The organism is Duodenibacillus massiliensis, from assembly GCF_900128485.1.
Lineage (GTDB): Bacteria > Pseudomonadota > Gammaproteobacteria > Burkholderiales > Burkholderiaceae_F > Duodenibacillus > Duodenibacillus massiliensis.
Genome location: NZ_LT635860.1, coordinates 15,123 through 39,935, shown reverse-complemented (window position 1 = coordinate 39,935; position 24,813 = coordinate 15,123). Strand labels below are relative to the sequence as shown.

Below are 24,813 nucleotides of genomic sequence, written 5' to 3'. Positions count from 1 at the left end.
ACGCACTAAGCATTGATGACTTCGGATTTTTTCCAACCACCATGTCAGAAAAATTCCGAAGTCCTGTGGGCTATTCAAGAAGCAGCGTACAAGCCGCAAGCACCGTAAAAATGACGGCGGCAGTCTTGTTGAGCCAATACTGCACCGCAGGGGTTCTCAGGAGATCGGCAAGGCTCCCCGCTGTCACGGCAACGGCTGAAAAGACAATGAGCGTACATGCAGTCAACTACCCCTGACTGAAGTCAGAGGCTTGGCAACAAGTCTTGGTTGACTAGCCTCAGTCCGTTTTCGGACGGACTCCGTTGGTTGGGAATCCGTTCCGTCGCAAGACGGGACGCAAACAGGCACCGCGGGATGTCGATCCTAGTCCCGCGCTCTGCGGTCTGCGGTTAAAAGCTCTGAGAGGTAGGAGCGGTGCTTCAGACAACAAACCCCTTCCAACATTGGCGAAGGATCACCACCGACCGCAAGGTCGAGCAGACGGAGCCCGTGAGGTATCCGTCAATGGAGAACACTTTGAAAGTTTTTGTGTTGAATATGCGCGGGCAACCGCTCATGCCGTGCTCCCCGCCCAAGGCGCGTAAGCTCCTTCGGGCCGGGAAGGCCGTGCCTGTGCGCCGAACGCCCTTTGTGATTCAACTGACGGTGCCGACGGGCGAAACCAAGCAGCCGATCAGCTTGGGTGTGGATGCGGGCTACAAGCACGTCGGCCTGAGCGCAACGACCGCCAAGGAAGAGTTGTTGGCTTCCGAGGTCGAACTGCGGCAGGACGTGACGGGCTTGCTCTCGGATCGCTTGGCACTTCGCCGCTCCCGACGCAACCACAAGACCCGCTACCGTGCGCCGCGTTTTGACAATCGCGTTCGATCAAAGCACAAGGGCTGGCTTGCGCCGTCCGTTGAAAACCGCATTCAGGCGCACATATCGCGCATTGAAGCGGTTTGCCGAGTGCTTCCGATCACCAAAATCGTGATTGAAACCGCATCCTTCGACATTCAGAAGATCAAGAATCCCGAAGTCGAAGGCACGGACTATCAGCAGGGCGACCAGCTCGGATTCTGGAACGTGCGCGAGTACGTTCTTNGTTGGACGGTGCTCAACCGCCTGCGCGAGCGCCATCCCGAATTGCCTGTCACGAATACCTACGGGTATCTGACCAAACACAAGCGCATCGTCGCGGGCTTGCCAAAGACGCATTGCGCGGACGCTTTCTGCATTGCTGACGTCCTCGACGCAAAACGTCGGGGCGAATACCTGTTTCAGAAACAGACGCGCCGCCACAATCGCCAGATCCACAAGCTGACGATTCTCAAAGGCGGTGTGCGCAAGCGCCATCAGGCTCCGTACCTAGTGCACGGCTTCAGGCTCTTTGACAAGGTGCTGTGCAAAGGGGAAGTCGGCTTTATTTTTGGCAGACGCTCCTCGGGTGCATTCGATGTGCGCCGTCTGAACGGTACAAAGATTTCTGCCGGTATTTCGTACAAGAAACTTTCGCTTCTTGAGAAGCGAAAGACGTTTTTAACCGAACTGAGAAAGGAGGACCGCGATTTCTCCCGCGTCTGAAGACGCGGGTTTCCTCGCGGAATTTCTATGAAAGCAATCCCGAGAATCACCATCTCAAGCGCGGTCTGATAAAACCCGGCGCCTTTGCTAAACAAGGGGGTGTTGATAAAGTCGTCAGTTGACGATGAGACAACACCCCTTGTTTTTTTCTAGAAAGTCTCGAACGACGTATCGCTAAACGAGCGAAGTTTTGGGGTACGTCTGGCACATTTATGAATTCCCGGAACCCCAAGCTTGTCATGATAGGCATCTTGCTACACATAGGTTCGGGAGTTCTTGCACCCGCTGGAAGCTTTTTCGCGAAAAAAAACCGCCGCTGCACGAATAATCAATGCGTTGCGGCGAGTTTCTCGGGGGCGACTTTATCAACACCCCCGTTTCCTGACACGGTGCAGGCTTTCCCGTAACAGTCAAGGTTTTTGAGGCCTTGTCTGCCCGGGCGTCCCCTGCACCACAGGAACATTTAAAACGCAACCGCTCTACGGGTACGGGCTTCATCAGCTCGATCCGTCGGTTCCGGCGAAGGTCTGCTTCGTCTTGCCGATTCGCTGGTTTGTACTGCACTACTGATCCGGCGTTCCCTGAGACTTGTTTGAGCCTCGCAAGCGCTGATTGCTCAGCCTTCAGATCGTAGCTGTCAGTAGCGGGATCCGCAAAATACAGGTTCATGACGGCCGCAAGGTCGCGGTCCATGTACCAGTCCGTGTCTCCCAACTGATGACTTCTCTCCCAAAGAGCCTTCTTACGGTACGTTCCCGTTTCGGGATCGTGCTGACTCGGGCGCAGTTTTGCGGGGACCGACTTTCACCACACAACAGCCGGCGCTTTCAGCCTTACTTGTCATCCGGGTTATCAATCCTGCAATACCGCTTTTGCCCAAACTCTTGCCGTATCCGGCTCTCTGAAATGCTTTGTATGAGTTCTTCTCCACAATGACGGTGCCGGCCCTGCCGAACACCTGGTTACTTTGTAAAGCCGCCCTTGGCACGGTGCTCTTTCACGACATCATGCAGGGCATATTCGGAAAGGCGGGCGGACTTCTGAATTTCCTTAAACCGCTTGTTACGGTCTTTGCCCTTGGGCATCGAGGCCGTGAGCTTTCATGCTTCAGTGCTTTTCATGGCGCGCACGCGTTTCTTTGCCGTTCCGAGAACAGCATTGAAGAGCTGGCGTGCATCGGAGAAGTAGGTCTCCAGTGCACTTTCCTGATCCTCTCCGGTTTTCAGGCCCAGCTCGATGACAAAGGACGGTGTGCGCGATTTCATGGCGGCTGAATATACCTTAAGCGAAAACTATGTGCATGGTTTGGCTGCGTTTGGGCCAAGATTAAAAAATTTCGAAAGCCCGCATTCCTCCCGGGGCTCAAGCCCCGGGAGGAATGCGGGAAATTCTGTGACAAACTGCGGGAAAAACGCGAGAAAGAAAATCTGTACCTTGGGGTTCGTAATATTCATCACAATCCCGCGGCGGTAAAGCGCACCGTAACTTAAAGCAACCCCTCGGGCATTCCCCGTATCGTGCGGCGCGTGCCAGGCGCCCTAGGCAAGGTACAAAAGGTAGAGCGCCCCGAGAATCCGGATGCCCCAGAAAAGCACGTCGGAAGCGGCAACAACTGCCGCAACGCCCGCCGCCGCTGCCACGGTCTGAAGCGCCGCTCCGGTCACAAGCCCCGCCACTGCCGCGAGGCCAGATCTCGCGCCATACACCGCCGACTGCACGAGCACAAAGAGATTGTCCGGGCCGGGCGCTACGGCAAGAATGAGACTTGTCACCACAAACGCCCCGAAGACTTCCCAAGTCATAAATCGGTTTCCAAAAAAATACCCCTGCACCGCACGATTTGCACAATGCAGGGGTTGCACTCAGGCTATTACCCTCTTAACCCACCCAGACGCGGGCGTTTTCAAACATCCGCATCCAGGGCGAATCTTCACCCATGTTCCTCGGATGCCAGGAGAGCTGCACCGCACGGTGGCTGCGTTCCGGGTGCGGCATGATGATGGTCGCACGGCCGTCTGCGGTCGTCAGACTTGTCACACCGCCCTCAGAGCCGTTCGGGTTTAAGGGATACACCTCGGTGGGATTACCGTGGGAATCCACATAGCGCGCGGCCACAAAGGCCTTCGCGGCGTCTTCAGGCTTATACCAAAGGACGCGCCCCTCACCGTGGGAGTTCACGATCGGCATGGTGCTGCCGGCCATTCCGCGGAAAAGAATCGAGGGCGACTCTTCAATGCGCACCTGCACGAGACGCGCTTCAAACTGTTCAGAGCGGTTCCTGACAAACTGCGGCCAGGCCTCTGCCCCCGGAATGAGGGATTTGAGGCGGCTTACCATCTGGCAGCCGTTGCAGATCCCGAGCGTAAAGGTGTCGGGCCGTGCAAAAAACGCCGCAAACATGTCGCTTAAACGGTCGTTAAAGAGAATGGTCTTTGCCCAGCCGCCGCCAGCCCCGAGGACGTCACCGTAGGAGAAGCCCCCGACAGCCGCAAGGCCCTTGAAGCCCTCAAGCGTAATGCGGCCCGAGAGGAGGTCCGTCATATGCACGTCCCAGGCTTCAAAACCGGCCTTTGTGAAGGCCGCGGCCATTTCGGTCTGGGAATTCACGCCCTGTTCACGCAACACCGCAATCTTCGGACGCACGTCACCGGAATGAATGTACGGTCCGCTCGGATGCTCTTCCGGATCAAAGGTGGTTTTGACAAACAACCCCTGATGGTCGGTGCCGCAGGCGACTTCCAGTTCGCTGTCGGCGCACGCCGGATTGTCGCGGCCGCGCGCGATTTCGTGCGAAACCTCGCTCCAAACGCGCATCAGATCCGTGCGCTTTTCGTCAACCAGGACATTCTCGCCGCACGTCACCTTAAAGGTATCCGTGGTGTTGATGCGGGCAACCACAAAGAGGCAGTCAGACAGCCCCGCCGCTGCGGCCTGCGACTTCACGTCTTCGAGGCGGTCAGCCGGAATCTGCACCACAGCGCCGATTTCTTCGTTAAAGAGCGCGGCGGTTGCGGCTTCGACGTCCTTGGCGCCGTCAATCAAGCCGTCAAGCGTGACGTCAAGGCCCACGTGCGAGGCAAACATCATTTCAGAGAGCGTTGCCGCCAAGCCGCCGTCGCTTCTGTCGTGATAAGCGGTGACGCAGCCCGCAAGCGTCAACTTACGGATGAGCTTCACAAAGCGCACGAGCTTTTGTGCGTCCGGAGCATCGGGCGCCGTATCACCGAAACTCTGCGCAACCTGCGCAAGGATCGATGCTCCCATACGGGCGCGGCCGCCGGAGAGATCAAAGAGCGCAAGAACGCTCGGCTTATCGGTGCGAAGAAGGGGCGTCAGAGTGAGTCTCACGTTGCCCACGGGGGCTGCCGCCGAAACAATGAGGGACACGGGGCTTGTGACACACTTCTTTTCATCCTTATCGTCCCAGGCCGTGCGCATCGAGCAGGAGTCCTTGCCCACGGGGATCGAAACGTTAAGCGCCTGGCAGTATTCGCTTGCAGCCTTCACCGCCGCAAAGAGTTTGGCGTCTTCGCCTTCGGCGCCGCAGGCCGCCATCCAGTTCGCGGACAACTTCACAAGGGCCGGATCAATGTCAGCGGCGGTGATGTTGGTCATCGCTTCCGCGACCGCCATGCGGCTGGCCGCAGCAGAATCCAGAACCGCGACGGGCGTACGTTCACCCACGGCCATCACTTCACCCTTATAACCCGTGAAGTTCACGGTTGTGACGGCGCAGTCAGCCACCGGCACCTGCCAGGGGCCGACAAACTGATCGCGGGAAACGAGGCCCCCGACCGAGCGGTCACCGATAGAAATCAAAAAGGACTTGGAAGCGACCGTCGGGTGCCGGAGCACGGCCTTAAGGGCTTCAGGGACCGTCATGCGGCCGATATCAAACGGGGCGTGTTCGCGCACCACGGTCTTTACATCACGGTGCATGCGCGGGGGTTTCCCGAGGAGCACTTCCATGGGCATATCCACTGCCCGCTTTTCACCCGTGCGGCCTTCAACGATGAGTTCCCCGTCGTTACTGATTTCCCCGAGCACCGCATAGGGGCAGCGCTCACGGCGGCAGAAAGCGTCAAAGGTCTTTAAGGATTCGGGCGCCACGGCAATGGCGTAGCGCTCCTGGCTTTCGTTACACCAGACTTCGAGGGGACTCATGCCCTTTTCTTCAACAGGCACTTTTTCCAGGGACAACGTCGCACCGTGCCCCGAGAGGTCCGCGAGTTCGGGCATGGCGTTGGAAAGCCCGCCCGCGCCGATATCGTGAATCGCAAGAATCGGGTTGTCTGCGCCGCTTGCCCAGCAGCGGTCGATCACTTCCTGCGCACGGCGCTGCATTTCGGGGTTGCCGCGCTGCACGGAATCAAAGTCTAGACTTTCGGCGTTGGAACCCGTGGTCATGGAGCTTGCCGCGCCGCCCCCGAGGCCGATGCGCATCCCGGGGCCCCCGAGCACAATCATGAGGGTTCCCGGCGGGAGCGTCTGCTTCGCTGTCTGGTCGTCACGGATGTTGCCGATACCGCCCGCAAGCATGATGGGCTTGTGGTAACCGTAGCGCACCGCGCCGATGTGCGCTTCAAACGCACGGAAGTAGCCGAGGATGTTGGGGCGGCCGAATTCGTTATTAAAAGCCGCGGCACCGATCGGGCCTTCGGTCATGATGGACAAGGGCGTTGCAATACGGCCCGGTGCCCCGTAGACGCCTTCAGACGTTTCTTTCCCGCCGTTTGTGTCCTTGTCGTTTTCCCAGGCCTGCGGGGCGTCCGGGAGATGAAGCGCCGAGACCGAGAAGCCGCAGAGGCCCGCCTTCGGGCGCGCGCCGCGGCCCGTTGCACCTTCGTCGCGGATTTCGCCGCCTGAACCGGTGGAAGCGCCGGGGAACGGACAGATCGCTGTGGGATGGTTATGCGTTTCAACCTTAAAAACGGTGTGCGTAGGCTCAAGGCGCTCCGTGAAGACTGAGCCGAAGGTGTCGTCCTTTGTGGGACGCGGATAAAGGCGCGGCACCGTAGGACCTTCAAACACGGCCGCATTGTCGCTGTAAGCGATGATCGTGCCGCGCGGGCTCTTTTTGTGCGTCTCGCGGATCATGCCGAAAAGGGTTTTATCCTGCTTTACGCCGTCAATCGTGAATTCGGCGTTAAAGATCTTGTGACGGCAGTGTTCGCTGTTTGCCTGCGCAAACATCATGAGTTCGACGTCGGTGGGGTTACGGCCCTGCTTGGTGAAAGCTTCAACGAGATACGCGATTTCATCCGGCGCGAGCGCAAGGCCCATTTCCTGGTTGGCCTTTTCAAGCGCCGTGCGACCGCCCGCGACGACGTCCACCGTTGCCATCGGCTTACCCGGAACGTCCGCAAAAAGGCAGGAGATATCAGCGTCAGCGGCTAGTGCCGTTTCCGTCATCCGGTCAAAGCAAAGCTTGGTGAGCATCTCGGCTTTGCCGGCTGCAATATCGCCTTCAAGCGTATAAAGAATGCCGCGCTCGACGCGCTCCACGCAGTCAATGCCGCAGTTATGCACGATGTCGGTAGCTTTACTCGCCCAGGGGCTGATCGTTCCCAGACGCGGCACCGTCAGAAACTGAAGGCCGGCCTTCGGAGCTGCGGCCGGATCACCGTAGTCAAGAAGCGCATTTAAGCGCTCTTTTTCGGTCTGCGTCAGTTCACGGGTGGCCGACACGAAGTGCACATAGCAGGCGCTCACGGCGGTGACACCGGCTTCGACACCTTTAAGGGCTGTCAAAAGACGATTGGCACGGAAGGCAGACAGGGCGTTGCTGCCCGTGAGCTTAAAAATGACGGATGCGCTGGACATGGATGGTCTTCGGCTCGCAAAGAAATGGAAAATTGTGTGTGAGGTACTGCCCGTCAGAGGGGTGAAACGCCCGCTGACACTCTCACCTGAGTTAAGCAGTTAATTATAGATTTCAGGGAGCCCGTACTGCCACAAAAACGGGGTTTTTTCGGACGGTCGGAAAACCCCGCGGCGGGGTACTTCCGGTTGACCGAATATTCAGTCTATTTGCTTCGTTTGCCGGGGATCACTGCCATCTCGTCGGCAAGCCCGCTCATTACCACAGACAGACGAAGATAAGGACCTGCAGCACACGGCCGTGCTAAAGAACGGAGCCCTACTCCGGATTTATGCGGAGTAATGTTGTCCTACTGTCCTGCAACCTTATACTCGGTTGAGGCGGACCTGCCGCCGACCTTTTCCTACCCTTCATCCGGACTCACCGCCATGCCTTCAGTCACAGACATCATCGCCAAGCTCTGTGCCGAGCAAATGCGCAAACTGCTGGAAATTTGTCTTGACAAATACCGGATGCGTTAATCGCTTTACGACAGATTGATGGTGCTGCACCCCTCTGTGAAGAAGCAGCCAAACGCTGGCGGGTGACACTCAAACGAAAACGCAAGCTCATGGAACTCATGAAGGCGCAAGGACTCTGACGGTGCTTCCACCCGTCTAAAATACCGCATCCGCCGCAACAGACTTTCAAAGAAGTCTGCTGCCGCTTTTCTTTTCTGACGTTACTTATTTGATCCCGAAAGCCATGAGTCAGCAGATCCTTAACCTTGACGAACTGAGCACCCTTGAACACCGTTATGCCGGCATTCTAGGCGCCGGAGAACTGATGCGCCGCGCAGGCGACGCCGTTGCCCGCGTGATTGAAAGCCGCATCGCCAAACCCGCTCACGTCGTCATTGTCTGCGGTCCGGGCAATAACGGCGGTGACGGCTACGCTGCGGCGCTTGCGCTTCAGGCTAAGGGCTACCGCGTGACCTGCGCGACCGTCACCGGGGACGCCCCCAAAACAGATGACGCCAAGGCAATGTACGAAGCCTGGGTGAAAACGGGCGGCGAAACCGTGGCGGATCCCTACAGTGCAGGGAAAGCCGACGCGGTCGTGGATGCGCTTTTCGGCACGGGTCTTAAAAAGCCCTTGTCGGGCGACTGGCAGGACGCCGCCATGTGGTTTAACGAACGTCAGGCCCTGCACGTTTCCATTGACATTCCGAGCGGCATCGACATGATGACGGGCCGCTGGGTGGGTAATGCCCGCGGCTGCATGGCTGACGTTACGGTTTCGATGCTCGCACCCAAGGCCGGCTGCTACATGAATGACGGCGCAGACGCCGCAGGAACCGTGCTTCTTGACGAACTGGACGTCTCGGTGCCCTTAACAAACGTTTCGCTCTCGGACACCGACGACTTCCGGCACATCGCCGAAATGCGTGACAAGAATTCGCACAAAGGCACCTACGGCCACGTGGTGGTGATCGGGGGCGACAAAGGCACTGTGGGCGCTGCGCTTCTTGCAGCCCGCGCGGCACTTAAACTCGGAGCCGGCCGCGTGACGGTGGAACTGATGTGCGAAAACGCGCCGCTTTACGACGTCATGCAGCCTGAACTCATGTTTGCGGCTAAACCGCTGGATCTTACAAAAGCCGATGCGGTCGTCGTGGGCTGCGGCATGGGGTTTTCAGAGAAGGCCCTTGCGCGCTTTAAGGAAGCCATTGCCGCACCGGTCCCGCTCATTATCGATGCCGATGCTCTGCGCCTGATGGCCAAACATCAGGATCTGCAGGACGCGGTGCTCGCCAGGAAGGCGCACACCGTCATTACGCCGCATCCGGGTGAAGCCGCCGACATCATTCATTCCACCATTGAAAAGGTGAACGCCGACCGCATTACCGCGGCTCGCGAACTCGCCGTGCAGACGGGCTGCATCAGCATCCTCAAAGGAATCGGCAGCGTCATTACCCTGAGAAGCTCGCGCACCTGGATTAACCCCACGGGTAACGCGATGCTTGCCACGGCGGGCACGGGCGACGTTTTAAGCGGCATGCTCGCCGCATTCTTTGCGCAGAAGTTTGACCTGGTCTCTGCGACGATCGGCGCCGTGTGGCTTCATGGTGAAGCGGTCAAGGGCCGTGCCGCGGGCGTTACGGCCGGTGAAATTGCGCCGCGTGCGGCTCAGATTCTTGAAGCCATGCGGCAGAAGACGTATGTCAGCGAATCGATGCGGGCGCCCGGCGCCAAGGCGCGGTAATCCGCATTCGTTTCCTGCCCTGCTTTCGTTTGACTGCAAGGCTCTTTTTTCCGTGGACTAAACAACCCGCGCTTGAAAGCGCGGGGTTTCCTGACACGGTGCAGGCTTTCCCGTAACAGCCAAGGTTTTTGAGGCCTTGTCTGCCCGGGCGTCCCCTGCACCACAGGAACATTTAAAACGCAACCGCTCTACGGGTACGGGCTTCATCAGCTCGATCCGTCGGTTCCGGCGAAGGACTGCTTCGTCTTGCCGATTCGCTGGTTTGTACTGCACTATCGATCCGGCGTTCCCTGAGACTTGTTTGAGCCTCGCAAGCGCTGATTGCTCAGCCTTCAGATCGTAGCTGTCAGTGGAGGGATCCGCAAAATACAGGTTCATGGCGGCCGCGACATCGCGGTCCATGTACCAGCCCGTATCTCCCAACTGATGACTTCTCTCCCAAAGAGCTTTCTTACGGTACGTTCCCGTTTCGGGATCGTGCTGACTCGGGCGCAGTTTTGCGGGGACTGACTTTCACCACACAACAGCCGGCGCTTTCAGCCTTACTTGTCATCCGGGTTATCAATCCTGCAATACCGCTTTTGCCCAAACTCTTGCCGTATCCGGCTCTCTGAAATGCTTTGTATGAGTTCTTCTCCACAATGACGGTGCCGGCCCTGCCGAACACCTGGTTAATCACTTCGCCGTGCAGGCAACGGCGGGTTTCCGCCTGGCGGCGGTACAGATCCGCAAGTTTTGCCTTTGTTGCCTTATAGGTCTTGGATTCCTTCCAGACAATCTTTTTTCCGCCGGCTTTAACGGTGCCGTCCGCGTTGTAGCACTCCCGATTCGTGTCTCTGCGGGAGCGGTCCATGGCACGTAAAAGACGCGCAATCTCCTTTTCCTGAGAGACAGTGCCCGCGCTCACCAAAATCTTCTGCTGCCACTCGGGGCTATAAAAAGTCATGGTCCTCAGGCCCGGGTCAACAGCCACCTTGAGATCCTTGGGAGCATAAACGTGCTTGACGGGCGGTACGCCTTCGACAATGAGCTGAACAAAGTAGCGCATACGGCCGCGGATCATCCGCCGGACAAGACGGCAGTATTTGACACGCTTAAAGCCGGACGGATCTGTTGCTGAAAGAAGCGCTTCTTTCTGCCAAGCATCCGGCGCTTCAGCCTTTATCACCAGATCCAGAACCTCGAGCGTCCACGTCTTAGCCTTCCAACGCAACCCTGTTTTGTTTGATTTTCCCTCAACGCTGTGCAAGCCCCGTTTAGCACTCTTAAACCGCGGCTCACCTCCCTGATGAAGCAGCCAGCGCTCAATGCCCTGCCAGACACGTGTGGCAATTTTCTGCGCTTCGTTGATGCCGATGCGCTTTGTAAAGCCGCCCTTGGCACGGTGCTCTTTCACGACATCATGCAGGGCATATTCGGAAAGGAGGGCGGACTTCTGAATTTCCTTAAACCGGTTGTTACGGTCTTTGCCCTTGGGCATCGCGGCCGTCAGCTTCCATGCTTCAGTGCTTTTCATGGCGCGCACGCGTTTCTTTGCTGTTCCAAGAACAGCATTGAAGAGCTGGCGTGCATCGGAGAAGTAGGTCTCCAGTGCACTTTCCTGATCCTCTCCGATTTTCAGGCCCAGCTCGATGACAAAGGACGGTGTGCGCGATTTCATAGCGGCTGAATATACCTTAAGCGAAAACTATGTGCATGGTTTGGCTGCATTTGGGCCAAGATTAAAAAAATTTCGAAAGCCCGCATTCCTCCCGGGGCTCAAGCCCCTGGCTTCCTGCGGAAAATTCTGTGATCCGCGTCAAGAAACGTGACGATCATGAGCACCAAGGGCTACAAGTACGTCCGTGTGTGCGAGAGCTACCGCAACGCTGGCGGCAAGCCCCGCTCCCGCGTCATCGAAAACCACGGGCGGCTTGATGTCCTGGAAGCAAAAGCCCCTGACTACGTCCGTAAGCTCAGAGACCGGGTAAAGAAAGATAATGAGGCGGCGCGGATTGCTCACGCCGAATACCTGGAAAACACCGCGCAAGTCAGGCTGCGCCGGCTCGAGAAAGAAAAGAAACCCGGGAACGATTACGGCTTTGCAGAGACCGTCAATATCGGCTCAGCGCTTCTGAGACGAGTCTGGACGCAAGATCTGAAACTGCCCCAGATGTTTAACGCTCAGCCGCCCCGACAAACGCCGGCCTTCCCCTAGAAACAGCCGCATTTCTCTTGTGCGCCGAGCAGATCCTCAACCCGGATAAAGCGACAACGTTTCCCGCCCGCAACATCGTCGGGAGCCGCATTGACGTCCCCCAAGGTGGTTACCGAAGTCTTCGCGCGGCTCGGCAGCAACAAAGAAGCCATCACGCGCCACATCAACCGGCAAATTTCAGGAAAACTCACACGCGCCGACAAAGACGCCTCCCGTAAGAGCGCTCCGAGAACCCCCGCCTGCGGTACTGTCACAGAGGCAACAGCTGCCGCAGGTCAGGCGCAGGACGAAGGTTCTTCCGTGATGACTTTTATCTGCCGCGCTCTTGAAACCTACCTCTTTGAAGTCCTCAAAATCAAACTCAAGGACATCACGCCCCAAGACATCAAAAAGGCGTAGCAGGAGTCATCCGTTGCTTTCGATGACGGCAATCCGCAGGTCCCGATCTGTCTGCGGTTTTATCCGGTCGAGAACCGCTTCGATGACATGCTCCGGGTCTTTGGACTTAAAGCGCCCTGCCGGTACGAGACACCCGAAAGCCTGAAAAGAAAGCTCAAGCTTGCCTGACCTGAGTAACTTTCCTCCGGGTTATTCGCGTGCTTAAAAATTAAGCACACCTTGCCAAGCCGCACAAACTCAGACTTTCCACAGCTTTTCCACAGGACTTATCCTCTGCGAAGTGGAAAGAAGGGGGGAAAAGTTCAGAACATCGAACGGACCAAGTTTCCGATAGCATAAAGCGGATAAACCCGGATATTGTCGTAAGTGGAAAAGTTTTCAAGTGACGTCCGCACTCCATAAGGTCTGTGTTTCTGTTCTAAAAACACCCTCATGCTTTGCATGGCCCCTTTACCACCCGACTTAACTTCAACGGGAACAATGTTGTCGCCGGATTGAACTACATAATCAACTTCTGCCTGACTGCGGGAGTCCTCTTTGTGCCAACACCAAAGCGCCGAACGCGTAAACGCACTCTGCGCCTTGATAAGCTCCGTTCCAACGAACACTTCTGCCACTGCACCGCGATTAACTGCGCTGAAATCCGTAGACTGCAACAAAGCTCTGAGATCCAGGCTTTGCATGCGCTGCATAAATCCGGTATCCAAAAGAATCATTCGCCTGTAGCGCTCGTTAATTTCACTTCCCAATGGCAAACCATTGGCAGCTGTGTGAGTTACAGGATAAACAAGTCCAGCCAGTATCAGAAGGTTCAGCGCCGCCTTGACCTGAGTGAGCTTGAGCCCCTCACCCACCTTGGTGTAAACAAACTTGCCGTGTCCCTGCTTGGCTACTGCATTAAAAACTTCGTTGATACGCGCCTCGGGAATTCTTTTACTGTACTTACGAAAGTCGTCTTGAAACGAAGTAATCAATTCATCAAGGATCAGCTGGCACTTCATCAGATCGTGATTTTCTACGTATTCCTGAACAACTTCCGGCATACCTCCGATCACCAAAAACGTTCGCAACATTTCTGTGAGCGTCTCATGGACAGCAGGTAACAAGGGGTTCTCAGGGCTTGCCTTACGCACCAAATCTCCTAAAGTTTCTTTGCCCAGAGCTGCAAGAAACTCCTGAAAGCTCAGCGGATAAACAAAGAGCGACCGTACGCGACCGACACCGAAACTCGGCAAATCTTCAAGCACAAACTCAAGAAGAGATCCTGCCGCTATGACATGAAGTTCGGGAATCTGCTCATAGAAGTATCTCAGCCGGTTAACAGCTGCGGGACAGGCCTGAATCTCGTCCAAAAACAAGAGTGTTTTGCCTGGCTTTGAGGTCACACCATGAATAGCAGCAAGGTTTTCCCACAGCTTTGGCGTTGAAACATCTGACCCGAAAAGCTCGCGATCAGCCTCAGACTGATTGAAATCAATCTCAATGAAGTATTTGAAACGCTTGGCCAGTGCCCTGACCGCCGTTGTTTTCCCGACCTGCCTTGCACCGCGAAGCAACAGTGGTTTTCTGGAAGGATCTTTCATCCAGGAAAGCAACTCGTCATCTATCGAACGCTTGATATAAGCCACCGGAAAGCTCTCTCAAAATAGAAATTACGTACTGAATTATCCTACAAAAGTTAAAAAATATACATCGAAAAAATCATATTTTTAAAACCTATGTAGATCTAAAGCCAACCATATCAAACGAAAATACATATTAGAAAACAGCGAAACAAATAGAAAATTCACATCAAAACCCTTCAAGTTTCCGTGGATAGCCTGTTCCACAACTGTCTCATCAATCCCCTGCCATGGCTACCGGCCGTTCCGGGTCGGCACGTCAAATGCCGTTCTTTTATCCCTTTTGGAGGTGGGTCAATTTTTATGTCGTTTTGAGGGTCAATTCTTATGTCGCTTGACATGTCCAAATCATAAAATCTGAATCATTACTTCGGATTTTATGAGATAATCTGAAGTACAACTTCCGTATTTATGGGAAATTCGGAAGTCTTACTTCAAATATTCTTGCATTGTTCGCAAAGAATTCCTTATCTATTCTTCTATTTACGGTTCTCGCCATGTTCAGTCGAATCCTCTCGCTTAACGAAGCTAGTACGGAAAGCATCTTTTTTTGGGGAGCTCGCCAGACTGGGAAAAGTACACTGCTCAAACAGCTTTTCCCTGATGCGCATTACTACGATTTGCTTTTGAGTGACGAATATTCTCGCCTCAGGTTCCGGCCGGCTCTGCTGAGAGAAGAATGCGAAATGCTCGAGGAAGGAGAACTCGTCATTATTGATGAAGTTCAGAAAATTCCAGCCTTGCTTGATGAAGTTCATTGGCTCATAACGGAACGTAATCTTCGCTTTATCCTCTGCGGTTCCAGCGCAAGGAAACTGCGCCGATGCGGTGCTAATCTGCTTGGAGGGAGAGCTATCCGAAAAACCCTATTCCCTTTGGTCAGCGCTGAAATTCCAGACTTCGATATAGAAGTTGCGCTCAACAATGGCATGCTGCCGAGGCACTATCTCATCAAAGATCCCCGTCAGCGGCTTGAAGCGTACGTTGGCGACTATCTGCAACAGGAAATCGTGGCTGAGGCTGTTGTCAGACGGATCGATTCATTTACCAGGTTTCTCCAAGTAGCGGCCTTAAGCGATGCGGAAATTCTGAATTACACAAAAATCGCATCCGACTGCGGCGTCAGTGCAAAGTCGGTCAAGGAATATTTTTCGATCCTTGAAGAAACGATGCTCGGATACCACATACCTGCCTACTCGAAAGTCATGCGAAGAAAGCTCGTCGCTACTCCGAAATTCTACTTTTTCGACGTCAGTATCCCGAACTATTTGATGAAACGCATACCTCTCAAACCAGGTTCTAGCGAGTACGGGCATGCGTTGGAGCACCTCATTTGCCAAGAACTTAAGGCATATCTGTCGTATCGAGGCATTGACAAGATCCTTTCGTACTGGCGAACATCCGACCATCGTTATGAAGTAGATTTCATCATCGGCGATGCGGAAGTCGCTATTGAAGTGAAGTCCTCTGAGACTGTCGATTCTTCAGAAACACGGGGACTGCGTGCCTTTTCTGAGGAGCATCCCAGCGCTCGTCTGATCATTGTTAGCATGGAACAGAGACCTCGTCGGCATAAAGATATTGAGATTTGGCCTGCAAGAGAGTTCCTCAGAAAGTTGTGGGCTGATGAAATCATTATCCAGCCGTGCTCTAACCTGAATTTTGCATGAGCGCTGAAAAAAACAGCACTCCTTTTGTTGCTTAAATTCTGCTTTTAATAAAGAAAAAATGTCTTTTTGTTAATATTTTTCTACCACAAAAAACAAAACAAAAGACCTTTCCATGACTTCTACTCAAACAGCAACAACTGATGGGTTCGGCCGCAGCGTGCAGATCACCAACGGGCGGTTTGTCGCCACCATGATGACGGGGCTGCTGCCCGTCGCCGATAGGGGCTCCCGGCTTCAACTTTTGGCCCCCTTTGAGCAGGCGTTGGAGCAGACACACAAGCCGAAAGACCGCAGTCTGTATTCCGCCGGAGCCATGTTTCGGCAGCGTGTTTTCGCACATATCTGCGGATTTGAGGATTTGACTGACCACGACGTCATCACAGAAGACGAAGGCTTTCTTTCCGCACTCGGGGTTAATGATGCTGCAGGCAGCTCAACCCTCTGCAGATTTGAAAACTCAATAACCCGACACGATCTTGATCGCCTCAACTGCTGTTTTTTGGACGCACTGCTTCGGGCCAACCGAAAGCATCGCATCTTTCCCAGGGCCGGGGCCAGGAAGACTCCGATACTGATCATTGATGTCGACTCCACGCATGTTGATCTTTACGGTAATCAGGAAGGAAAGTCTTACAACGCCCATTACCAGTGCAATTGCCTTGCTCCGGTTGTGTGCTTTCTCAACGGCTGGCCGCTGGCGGTGTTCAATGCCGGCGGTACAACAGATGCGCGCCGAGAGTTTCCCTCTCTGTCAAAATACTTCCTAATCGCTAATCAGGAGGGCACGGAGAAGATAAATGGGCACCCCATACCCGCTCGAAAAGAAAAATCAAATCCTCGGGAGAATCCTTTCCAAGGAGATTACGGTTGAACAGGCGCACCGCGAATATAGTATCGCGACAAGCTGCGTGTATCGTTGGTTGCGGCAACTGAAAGTTGATAGCCGGTCTGGCGGGCAAGGCACTCAGGCCATCCCCTTGCCTCAAGGCATGAACTTTCGTGCCGCGCTTGTCGCCGAAGGGTATTGCCAAGAAGTCGGCTTTGCGTCCCCGGCGGCCGGCAAGTTCTGCCGCACCAAAGGCGTCACCCTGGACGAAATCAAGCGCTTCAGCACCTGGCTTGCACAGCATGACGATGATGTTGTACTCTCGGCCAGTGCGCGTGCTCGCGAGCAAGAACTCATCAACAAGGTAACGGCGCTAAACGAAGAACAAAAGCAGCAGAACCGCGAGTTGCAACGCAAGGAAAAGGCCCTGGCGGAAGCCGCGGCTTTGTTGGTGTTGACAAAAAAAAGCGCAGGCGGTCTGGGGGGACAAGGAAAAATGATCAGCACCCGGGATCGCCAAAAAGCAGTCGAGCTGATCACTGAGTCCGTACAGGCAGGGGCTCGCGCAGTCAAGGCCTGTAAATGCTTGGGGATAGCCTTCAGCAGTTATCTCAAATGGCGTCGGAACCCTCAGAGCGAGGATCAGCGTCCGAAACGTGAATTCGGCCCAAATCCTCGGGCCCTTTCGGAAAAAGAGCGGCAGGCTGTGTATGAGCGCTACTGCCAGCCCGATGTTTGCGACCTGAGTGTCCGACAGGCCTTGCCCTATTGGACAAAGGCGAGTACCTGGCCTCTGAGGCAACGGTGTATCGTGTCTTGCGTCAACATAAAGCCAATACGCGCCTCGATGGAGTCCATTAGATGTCATACTACCTTTCGCCACCCCTTCAACTTTTCATGGAGTGGCAAAACATGCGATATTCGCAGGAGTTCAAAGACAACGTCGTAGCGCGCCTGCTGAGCAAGGAGCTCAGCATCTCTGAAGCCGTGGAGCGGTACTCGATCGGCAAATCAACGATCTCGTACTGGCTCAAGATTGCCAGAGAGCAAGCAGTCTGCGGCACGCTTCCCAACAAAGGAAATCCCAAGCTCATGACCAACCTCAAGCTCCCTAAAGGAGTGACCTACCTTCAAGCCCACACCGCAGTCGTTGCCAGAGAAATCATGAGCGAGACTGCCTTCGGCCAGTTCTGCCGCAAGCATGGCTACCTCGCCTCCACAGTCGATGCCTAGGCCGAATGGTTTAACAATCATCCGGATGCGGTTGACAAGAAGCTCCATGATGCTCAGATGTCGGCCATGTCTGAACTCAAGAAGGAAAATGCCAGGAAGGACCGAGAAATCGCCAGAAAAGACAAAGCATTAGCCGATGCTGCAACGATGCTGATGTTGTCAAAAAAAGCCGAGGCGATCTGGGGGGTAAAGGAAAGCTGATCAGTGCCCATGATCGCCAGGAAATCGTTTCGCTGGTCGAACTCGGTCAATCGAAAGGACTGTCGCAGAGGCAATCCTGCGAGGCAGTCGGCATTACCCCACGGACGCTGCAGAACTGGCGGCATGCACCGGATGGTGATGGCCGGCTAGACCGCAGCAACTTTACGAGCCCGCGGCAAATCCCTGAGGACCTGCGTGAGCAGATCGTAGATCGCTTCTGCAAAGCCGATGTGCGGGATCTTAGTCTGACGCAGGCCTTCTACAAGCTGCTCGATGAAAACAAGGAGTACTGGTGCTCTCTCTCAACGCTTTACCGTCTCTTCAGGGCACGGGGATTGAACGCACGCCGTGCGCCTACCCGGGAAGCCCGCCGGCGCAGCAAGCCGACTGCCTACAGCGCACAGAAGCCAAACGAGGTGTGGACCTGGGACATCACCTATCTGCGCTCGAGCAAGTACACGGGCAGGTTCTACTACGCGTATGTCATTGTCGACGTCTACAGCCGCATGGTTGTGAGTGCCAGGGTATTCGAGGCTGATAATGCCGACTTCGCCGCGCGCTTTCTCGGGGATGCCTTCAGGCGATACGGAATCAAGCCCGGACAGCTTGTCGTGCACTCAGACAATGGTGCGAGCATGAAGGCCGCTCCCACTTTGGCTTTGCTTGAGAAGAACGGAATTACCTTCTCGCACAGTCGTCCGCGAGTCAGCAACGACAATCCGTATTCGGAGTCCTTCTTCCGTACGCTCAAGTACCGCGGCGATTACCTGTACCCCCGTGACGGCTTCGACAATGCTGAGGAAGCTGAGCAATGGGTGCAGGGCTTTGTAGACCACTACAACGAGCACCACAGACACCGCGGCATCCGCATGGTAACGCCGGGCCAGCGCTATCGCGGCGAGGACGCAGAGGTGCTGCGCCGACGCAGGGAGACGATGCTGGAGGCTCGCAGACGCCATCCGGAGCGCTGGATCACCGGGAGAGTGCTGAACTGTACGCCGATCAAAGAGGTGTGGCTTAACCCCGAAAATGGGCAGTTGGAGGAAAAGCATGCCAAGGCAGCTTGAACAAACGCCCCGCAGCTGCTGCAACAAGGCGTTCGGCGGTTTTCCGCGGGCCTCAGGCTCGGACTCCTCCTGCCTGAGGAGGCTCATTCTACCGGCCTGCCGACCTCTCCGCGCGAACGGTGCTGCGCAGCTGCATCAAAGGTTTCCTACGGGCCAAAAAACTCTGGGTGAATCCGCCGAAGGCGGAGAGGGCAAAGCCCTCACTGCGCTCAGACTACAACCTACTTTTTAAGAACAAAATCGGCGAAAGATCACTTGACATTCACCGAAACCGGACGCCAGGCCGCACACAAACCGTCCTGGAAAGTCAGGCTTTCAACGCCTGCCTCTGCCATGGAGCTTTTTGCAAAACTATACCGGCACGTCAAACGATAAGGATGAGTAATCGTCAGCCCTGATTCATCATTACTCCCCTTCTGCCATAATGTAACGAATTGTGCATCAAAGTTGGTTGATTTTCATGACCAGTCACCTCCTGCCACGCCATAACTCATAGAAGAATCTAGAAATCCGAGCCATGACCGTTAGTCTTGAAGATCAAACTTCCGTCATCAATCTCTTCAATTTCGTCAGAGAGATCTACGACATCAAGCGCCCTTTCAACGGAAACATCGAGAATCGGTACGTCTCCTGGGACGCTATTGACCCCAATCTCCCCGGGGTCACGAAGTGGCCTGATTTGAATTCAGACCCCAACCTGCTGTGCATTGTTGAACGTTTGCCGCATCCGGCACGCCCGGTGCCTGCACCCGAACTATCTGAATGGATGCTTCACCGCAATGGCGATCAAATTTCCTTTCGCGAATCCCTTGAATTCAAGGAAGTCGATCAGGATGGGAATGAAGTTCTGACCGTCGAACAGTTTTCCGATGATCCCAACCGAGTCAGACTCGCCTCCGTCTACCAATATGAGCTGGATGCCTGGCACGAACAAGTCCGGATCATCAAACGCAACAACGACATCTTTGATCAACTCCATACGTACTGGGCTGAAGTTGAGGCGTCCAACTTGAAAAAGGAAATGGCACTGGGCAACTTCCTTTTTGACTCCTCAAATTATCAGGAGAGAAACAACATCAAATTCCCCATTCTCTCCTCGCCGGTAACCGTTGAAATCCTTGCGGACAAAAGCCTCAAGCTGGCCGTACGCCTCAACCCTGAAGAGAAGACTGTCGTCCATAACGAAATATTCGTTGCCTTTGACAACGAAAATCTCAACAGTCAGGAATTTGATTCACTCAAGACCGTTATCAACGGCAGCAACTGCAACATCGTCAATACGGACGACTTTGAAAAAATCTTCTCCACAAGATCCGTGCTTCTTTCGACAAAGTGCCGCTGGCGTTCCTCCGTCAAGGAAAAGCGAAAGGAAGAAGGCGTTTCCTTCGAAATTTATCCGCTTCCCTGTTTTTTCGTCCAAACAAAGCCCACCGGCTTAAAAGAAGCTGTCGGAAGCATCATCGACAAAATTCAGGAAACCGGTGAAATACCATCTCATTTGGTAGAGATTGCCTCGCCTCATGCATACCCAACGATTGCACCGGAAAGCGATGAGGAACCGAGCCTTGAAAAGAAATTGGCTCAAACGGCCGGTGAAGACCCGGATATTCTTCTGACAAAGGTTGCCAACGCTGAACAGCTGACGATTGCAGCCGATCTTGAACGAAATGACGTGCTTCTCGTACAAGGTCCTCCCGGAACCGGCAAGACGCATACCATTGCCAATTTGATGGGGCATTTTCTTGCCCAGGGGAAGCGCATTCTCGTCACGAGCGAAAAGGTCAAGGCGCTTAGTGTTCTCAAGGATAAATTGCCGGAAGAGATCAAGCCGCTGTGCGTTTCACGCCTGGGCAGCCAGAAGGATCTTCTATCAACCGCCAATGATCTTCAGGACAAGCTAGCCCGATTATCTGCAGCCAAATTGCGCCGGAACATTTCCGAACAAGAGCAAACACGAAGTCTTCTGATCGATGATCTCGCTTCCACACGCAAGCAGATTTTCACTCTCCGGCAGAAGGACTGCGAAACCATAACCTATAACGGCATGGGCTACTCGTTCGTGGAATTGGCAAAACGCGTGCGCGAAGGCGAATCCGAATTCTCCTCGGCAATCCCCGGCGCCGTAACAAAGGGAGCTCCATGTCCCAGCCTCGAGGAAGTTGAAGAAATCTATTCAACAAACAATCGATGGTCACCGGAAGAAGAAACTGAACTCCAAGCCGACCTTCCGCATTCCCGCGATCTTCCCCCTCCGGAAGAATGCGAGCGCATGTTCAACGCTCTTCACGCGGAAGTAGCCAGATACGCAGACAACGAAAAAGATATTTCCGAATCAGTCATGCAAGGACTGGACGGCACTCAACTCGTTCAGTTCAAAGTCCAGGATAACGTTCTGAGCATCCCCAAAGAGCTCAGAGGGAAGCTTCTTGAGATCGACAGAGTGGGACTGGATGCCGTAACAAATGAGGATCCTGTCAATCAACGCATGCTGGCTATCGGAGCCGACGATCCTGCATTCGTTGAAAAAGTCTCCGAACTGATTCCGTTGATCGACAAAATCAACGACGCCAGGAAAGCCTTGCGCGTATCGGATGCATGCGTCGAATTAAACGAATCCATCGACGCCGATCAAGTCGAAGAGGCGGCTACCTGGTTCAAAGAAAACAACCCCACGGGCGAAATTTCCGCCTGGGACCGCATGCGTTCGAAACTCATTAAAACAGACTCCGTCAAAATGGAGGAAGTTTTAATTGGCGCCCTCTCGAACTCCAAGCTGCCTCATACGGTCGAAGAGTTTGACACCATCATTCTCACCTGCGAGCTAATCAAGCACCTAAACCGTCTGATTGCGATCTGGAATCGTTTCGTTAAGGCGGACTCTTTGAACCCGTTGCAAGATCGCAAAGACATCTTCATTGAAAAGCTTTTGAATGGGCGTAATGAAATCGAAGCCGCCATCAATTGGTGGAATAAGGTTTACAAACCTTTCAGGGAACGGCTTTCCAACATGAAGATCTCGTCCAGCCTGTTGCACGAAACCGCGGATCTCAAGCCGGAAGAGCGCATCCGCACAGCAAAAGCTTTTATCAATACTCTAACGAGAATCCTCATCCACGAAGAATTCGCCAAGAGAAAAGAATTGTTCGATGCATGGCACAGGAAAAACATCGACAAGCTTGCAGCTTCTTCTCATAACTCCTCGATCGTCGAGAAGTTACAGGATAGTCTTCTCCAACTTGACCATTCAAGTTATGCACAAGCCTTCAACAGACTTGTCGCAATCGAATCCGAGCGTGTGAAATATCTTCAACGTTCCGAACTTCTGCAGAAGCTCGAACTCATTGCTCCGGATTGGGCCAACGCCATTGTGCTGAAACACACCGGCTTCGACACCAATCAAATGCCGAAGCATATTCCCGAAGCATGGGATTGGAAACAACTTGAGCTTCTTTATCTTGAGCTCGCCGACCAGACCATCGAGGGTTTGCAAAAACGGGCTGCCCTTCAAGCTCAACGCCTGCGCAAATGTACCGAAGCGCTGGCTGCCGACAAGGCATGGCTGGCGGTCAAGCTGCGCCTGGAAGGCAGCGGGGATTTGCTGTCTGCTCTCTCGAGAATGGCGACATTTATGAGCAAAGCCGCAGGAACCGGAAAGAATGTCGAGCGAAATCGCCAGGCCGCCATTGAATTGCTGCCTGACTGCAACCGTGCCATCCCGGCATGGATCATGACGCTTGACCAGGCCATTTCCAGCTTTGGCAATGCCGCCTACTTTGACATCATCATTGTGGACGAGGCCAGTCAAGCCGACATCACGGCACTGCCGATTCTGTTCATGTCCAAGAAGATTCTGATCGTCGGCGACGACAAGCAGGTCACGCCTGACAACGTCGGGACGAAGATCGACAAGGTGAATGCTCTTATCGATCAATTCCTGAAAGGCAAGGTCAAATCCCCAAATCTCTTCGACACCAAAATGTCTCTGTACGGATTGATCAAAGCCAATGCCTTCAGGACGCGCATGCTGGTCGAACATTTCCGTTGCGTGCCGGCGATCATCGGCTTCAGCAACCAGCTTTGCTACGAAGGAAAAATCCGTCCGCTGCGAGATAAGACCGATTCGAACCTATTGCCCGCCATCGTCCCCTGGCGCGTCGACATCCCCAACTATGAGTTCGGCGACTTCAATCAGTACGAAGCCGACGCTGCGATCAATCTGATTAACGCAATGCTGAAACAGCCGGAGTACAAGAACAAGACCTTCGGCTTAATCTCCATGCGCTCCTCCAAGGGCGAGATTGACCGTCTGCGCAATCTTGTGACCGAGAGGATTGATCCGCAAGCAATTGAAGCGCATGACATCATCTGCGGATCCTCGGCTGAATTTCAGGGCGACGAACGTGACGTGATCCTGATGCTTCTCTGCGATGCGCCTGCTCCGGGGCAATTGGTCCGCCTAATGCGTCCCGAAGCAAACGAAGACGCGGTCATGAAACGCTACAACGTTGCCGTCAGCCGTGCCAAGGATCAACTGTGGGTGCTGCATTCCTTTGATCCGGCCTCGCAGCTGCAGCATGACGATATCCGCGCGCTTCTCTTTAATTGGATCAAGATCTCCTCCTCAACAGATTGCGATGAGGCAAGGATTCGCAATCTGGCCGACTCTGAATTTGAGATCGCTATTGCAAAAGCATTGCTTGAACGCGGCTACAAGATCGAACAGCAGCATGAAGTGGGCAGCTTCAGGCTTGACATAGTCGTTCATGGAAAAAATGACTCTGTTGCTCTTGAATGTGACGGCGAACGCTTCCACTCGAGCGACGATGCAATCCGACGCGACATGGAACGCCAGGCCATATTGGAAAGAAACGGCTGGCGCTTTATCCGCATTCGCGGCGGTGAATATTACAGAGATCCGCAAAAAACAATTGAGCGCGTATGCCGGGAATTGAGCGAGAAAAATGTTCTCCCCAACCTCGAAAGCATTGAGGTCGAACCGACCAACCTTTTGGACCGAGTTAAATCCGCCCTGCCCATGGCGGACCGGTCAGACAACAACGCGCCCCCGGAATCCGTTGCTGAAGAATCCGTTGCAGAGACAACTGATCCGCAGCCGAAGGAGGAAAGCACCGCACCGTTTGAAAAACAATCCGAGAGCGAAGCCCCCTGCATTGTTGCGCCCCAAAAGCCGATAGAGGCGGCGATCAACGCAGCCACCACCGATGCCCGTCCGCAGAATGGCGGTAATCCTGTTTCAGCTGAAGCCACGGCTCCAAAATCAGATTCGGCCTCCGCACAACCGGACAACGGCACGCTTTTCCCCGACATCGAAAAACCAAAAAGCGAGGAGCCACCCTCTCTTCCCAAAACTAAAGCAGCAGTCTCCAAACCGCGCACCACTGTTAAAACTGCTGAGAAGTCGTCTCGAAGTAAGAAAACGGACGCTGTCAAAAAAGCAGCGCAACCCGACATGCGCAGCTCGCCCGTACCGACCCAAGCCTATTCCACTTGCCCCGATCTAACCGAAAGCGACAAGAACAGGATTTTGGCAGAGGAAGCCGTCATATGGTCTGAGCTCAAGGATTTGGGCTGCATCCTGATTGACAAGCGAGATAACGGCGGAGCTTTATGGGTCGTTCCACCGGAAGGGAGGGAAAGCATTGTCAAAAAAACCATGTTTTCTCTGGCCAAACGCTTCAAGCTGTCATTTCAATGGAGTCCGAATGGCGGAAGAGCAACCAAACATAACCCGGCCTGGTTCATAAAAATTTCGCGAAGGTGTTAATCACCAAAGCATGAGAGGCGACCAGTAAAGCCCTTCTGCGGCCGAGACAGCATCCGCTCCATAGAGTTCGGATTCTTCGGCGACCGCATCCTGGGCAATGCCATTTCTCACCACCTTGTCGGAATAGGCGGCTGCCTGACCAATCTCGGTCACGATCCACAGTGGATGTGTTCCGAATGCGGAAT

General features: G+C 54.4%; 21 protein-coding genes. 10 read left to right on the top strand and 11 right to left on the bottom strand.

The features are described from left to right. Positions 1-70 precede the first annotated feature (70 nt). A complete protein-coding gene (locus BQ7486_RS11920) occupies positions 71-226 on the bottom strand; it encodes a hypothetical protein (protein ID WP_154666312.1) in 156 nt (51 codons plus the stop codon). A gap of 278 nt (positions 227-504) precedes the next feature. Here BQ7486_RS11920 and iscB point away from each other — a divergent pair, with 278 nt between their 5' ends. Further along, positions 505-1,563: an RNA-guided endonuclease IscB gene (gene iscB / locus BQ7486_RS05735; RefSeq protein WP_074009307.1), complete on the top strand. Its 1,059-nt coding sequence runs from the start codon at positions 505-507 to the stop codon at positions 1,561-1,563. A gap of 237 nt (positions 1,564-1,800) precedes the next feature. On the opposite strand, the gene BQ7486_RS11650 is transcribed toward iscB, so the two are convergent. From BQ7486_RS11650 to purL, 6 genes are all read right to left on the bottom strand, one after another. After that, positions 1,801-2,277 (bottom strand): hypothetical protein, encoded by a 477-nt coding sequence (locus BQ7486_RS11650; protein WP_143183071.1) that lies wholly within the window; start codon positions 2,275-2,277, stop codon positions 1,801-1,803. A 28-nt stretch (positions 2,278-2,305) separates the two neighbouring features. Then, positions 2,306-2,521: a hypothetical protein gene (locus BQ7486_RS11645; protein WP_143183070.1), complete on the bottom strand. Its 216-nt coding sequence runs from the start codon at positions 2,519-2,521 to the stop codon at positions 2,306-2,308. Between the two features lie 4 nt (positions 2,522-2,525). After that, positions 2,526-2,648 carry a hypothetical protein gene (locus BQ7486_RS12370; RefSeq protein ID WP_268874079.1) on the bottom strand — a complete coding sequence of 41 codons (123 nt, stop codon included), beginning with the start codon at positions 2,646-2,648 and terminating at the stop codon, positions 2,526-2,528. A 15-nt stretch (positions 2,649-2,663) separates the two neighbouring features. Next, positions 2,664-2,828 (bottom strand): hypothetical protein, encoded by a 165-nt coding sequence (locus BQ7486_RS11915; protein WP_154666311.1) that lies wholly within the window; start codon positions 2,826-2,828, stop codon positions 2,664-2,666. A gap of 273 nt (positions 2,829-3,101) precedes the next feature. Next, positions 3,102-3,365: a LysE family transporter gene (locus tag BQ7486_RS12225; protein ID WP_074009306.1), complete on the bottom strand. Its 264-nt coding sequence runs from the start codon at positions 3,363-3,365 to the stop codon at positions 3,102-3,104. Positions 3,366-3,441: 76 nt separating this feature from the next. After that, entirely contained in the window at positions 3,442-7,386 is a 3,945-nt protein-coding gene (gene purL / locus BQ7486_RS05725; protein ID WP_074009305.1) for a phosphoribosylformylglycinamidine synthase, read from the bottom strand. A gap of 742 nt (positions 7,387-8,128) precedes the next feature. On the opposite strand from purL, the gene BQ7486_RS05715 reads away from it, so the two are divergent. Further along, the gene (locus tag BQ7486_RS05715; protein ID WP_022373496.1) at positions 8,129-9,628 is read left to right on the top strand and encodes a bifunctional ADP-dependent NAD(P)H-hydrate dehydratase/NAD(P)H-hydrate epimerase; all 1,500 of its coding nucleotides are present in this window, start codon (positions 8,129-8,131) and stop codon (positions 9,626-9,628) included. Between the two features lie 57 nt (positions 9,629-9,685). Here the strand turns inward: BQ7486_RS05715 and BQ7486_RS05710 are convergent, their stop codons facing one another. Together BQ7486_RS05710 and BQ7486_RS05705 are read right to left on the bottom strand one after the other, a co-directional pair. Further along, positions 9,686-10,051: a hypothetical protein gene (locus tag BQ7486_RS05710; RefSeq protein WP_074009303.1), complete on the bottom strand. Its 366-nt coding sequence runs from the start codon at positions 10,049-10,051 to the stop codon at positions 9,686-9,688. A 28-nt stretch (positions 10,052-10,079) separates the two neighbouring features. Next, positions 10,080-11,288: a hypothetical protein gene (locus BQ7486_RS05705; RefSeq protein WP_074009302.1), complete on the bottom strand. Its 1,209-nt coding sequence runs from the start codon at positions 11,286-11,288 to the stop codon at positions 10,080-10,082. A 147-nt stretch (positions 11,289-11,435) separates the two neighbouring features. Here BQ7486_RS05705 and BQ7486_RS05700 point away from each other — a divergent pair, with 147 nt between their 5' ends. Together BQ7486_RS05700 and BQ7486_RS05695 are read left to right on the top strand one after the other, a co-directional pair. Further along, the gene (locus BQ7486_RS05700; protein ID WP_074009301.1) at positions 11,436-11,825 is read left to right on the top strand and encodes a hypothetical protein; all 390 of its coding nucleotides are present in this window, start codon (positions 11,436-11,438) and stop codon (positions 11,823-11,825) included. A gap of 90 nt (positions 11,826-11,915) precedes the next feature. After that, positions 11,916-12,224, top strand: coding sequence for a hypothetical protein (locus tag BQ7486_RS05695; protein WP_074009300.1), 309 nt, complete (start codon positions 11,916-11,918; stop codon positions 12,222-12,224). 302 nt (positions 12,225-12,526) lie between these two features. On the opposite strand, the gene BQ7486_RS05690 is transcribed toward BQ7486_RS05695, so the two are convergent. Then, positions 12,527-13,852, bottom strand: a complete 1,326-nt coding sequence (locus BQ7486_RS05690) for an ATP-binding protein (protein ID WP_084765719.1) — start codon at positions 13,850-13,852, stop codon at positions 12,527-12,529. A gap of 491 nt (positions 13,853-14,343) precedes the next feature. On the opposite strand from BQ7486_RS05690, the gene BQ7486_RS05685 reads away from it, so the two are divergent. The 6 genes from BQ7486_RS05685 to BQ7486_RS05660 all read left to right on the top strand — a co-directional run bounded on the left by BQ7486_RS05685 (position 14,344) and on the right by BQ7486_RS05660 (position 24,628). Beyond that, positions 14,344-15,516: an ATP-binding protein gene (locus BQ7486_RS05685; RefSeq protein ID WP_074009299.1), complete on the top strand. Its 1,173-nt coding sequence runs from the start codon at positions 14,344-14,346 to the stop codon at positions 15,514-15,516. Positions 15,517-15,628: 112 nt separating this feature from the next. Further along, positions 15,629-16,387 (top strand): transposase, encoded by a 759-nt coding sequence (locus tag BQ7486_RS05680; protein WP_074009298.1) that lies wholly within the window; start codon positions 15,629-15,631, stop codon positions 16,385-16,387. Then, complete coding sequence (locus tag BQ7486_RS05675; protein WP_143183069.1) at positions 16,314-17,291, top strand: hypothetical protein; 978 nt, start codon at positions 16,314-16,316, stop codon at positions 17,289-17,291. The genes BQ7486_RS05680 and BQ7486_RS05675 overlap by 74 nt, the downstream gene beginning before the upstream one ends. Then, positions 17,255-17,575, top strand: coding sequence for a transposase (locus tag BQ7486_RS05670; protein WP_074009296.1), 321 nt, complete (start codon positions 17,255-17,257; stop codon positions 17,573-17,575). The genes BQ7486_RS05675 and BQ7486_RS05670 overlap by 37 nt, the downstream gene beginning before the upstream one ends. Positions 17,576-17,703: 128 nt before the next feature. Continuing rightward, complete coding sequence (locus tag BQ7486_RS05665; protein WP_084765716.1) at positions 17,704-18,843, top strand: IS3 family transposase; 1,140 nt, start codon at positions 17,704-17,706, stop codon at positions 18,841-18,843. Positions 18,844-19,360: 517 nt separating this feature from the next. Continuing rightward, on the top strand, positions 19,361-24,628 hold the full coding sequence (locus BQ7486_RS05660) for an AAA domain-containing protein (protein WP_074009294.1): 5,268 nt from the start codon (positions 19,361-19,363) through the stop codon (positions 24,626-24,628). Here BQ7486_RS05660 and BQ7486_RS11910 read toward each other — a convergent pair whose 3' ends face one another. Next, on the bottom strand, positions 24,629-24,781 hold the full coding sequence (locus tag BQ7486_RS11910) for a hypothetical protein (protein WP_154666310.1): 153 nt from the start codon (positions 24,779-24,781) through the stop codon (positions 24,629-24,631). Positions 24,782-24,813: the final 32 nt, after the last annotated feature.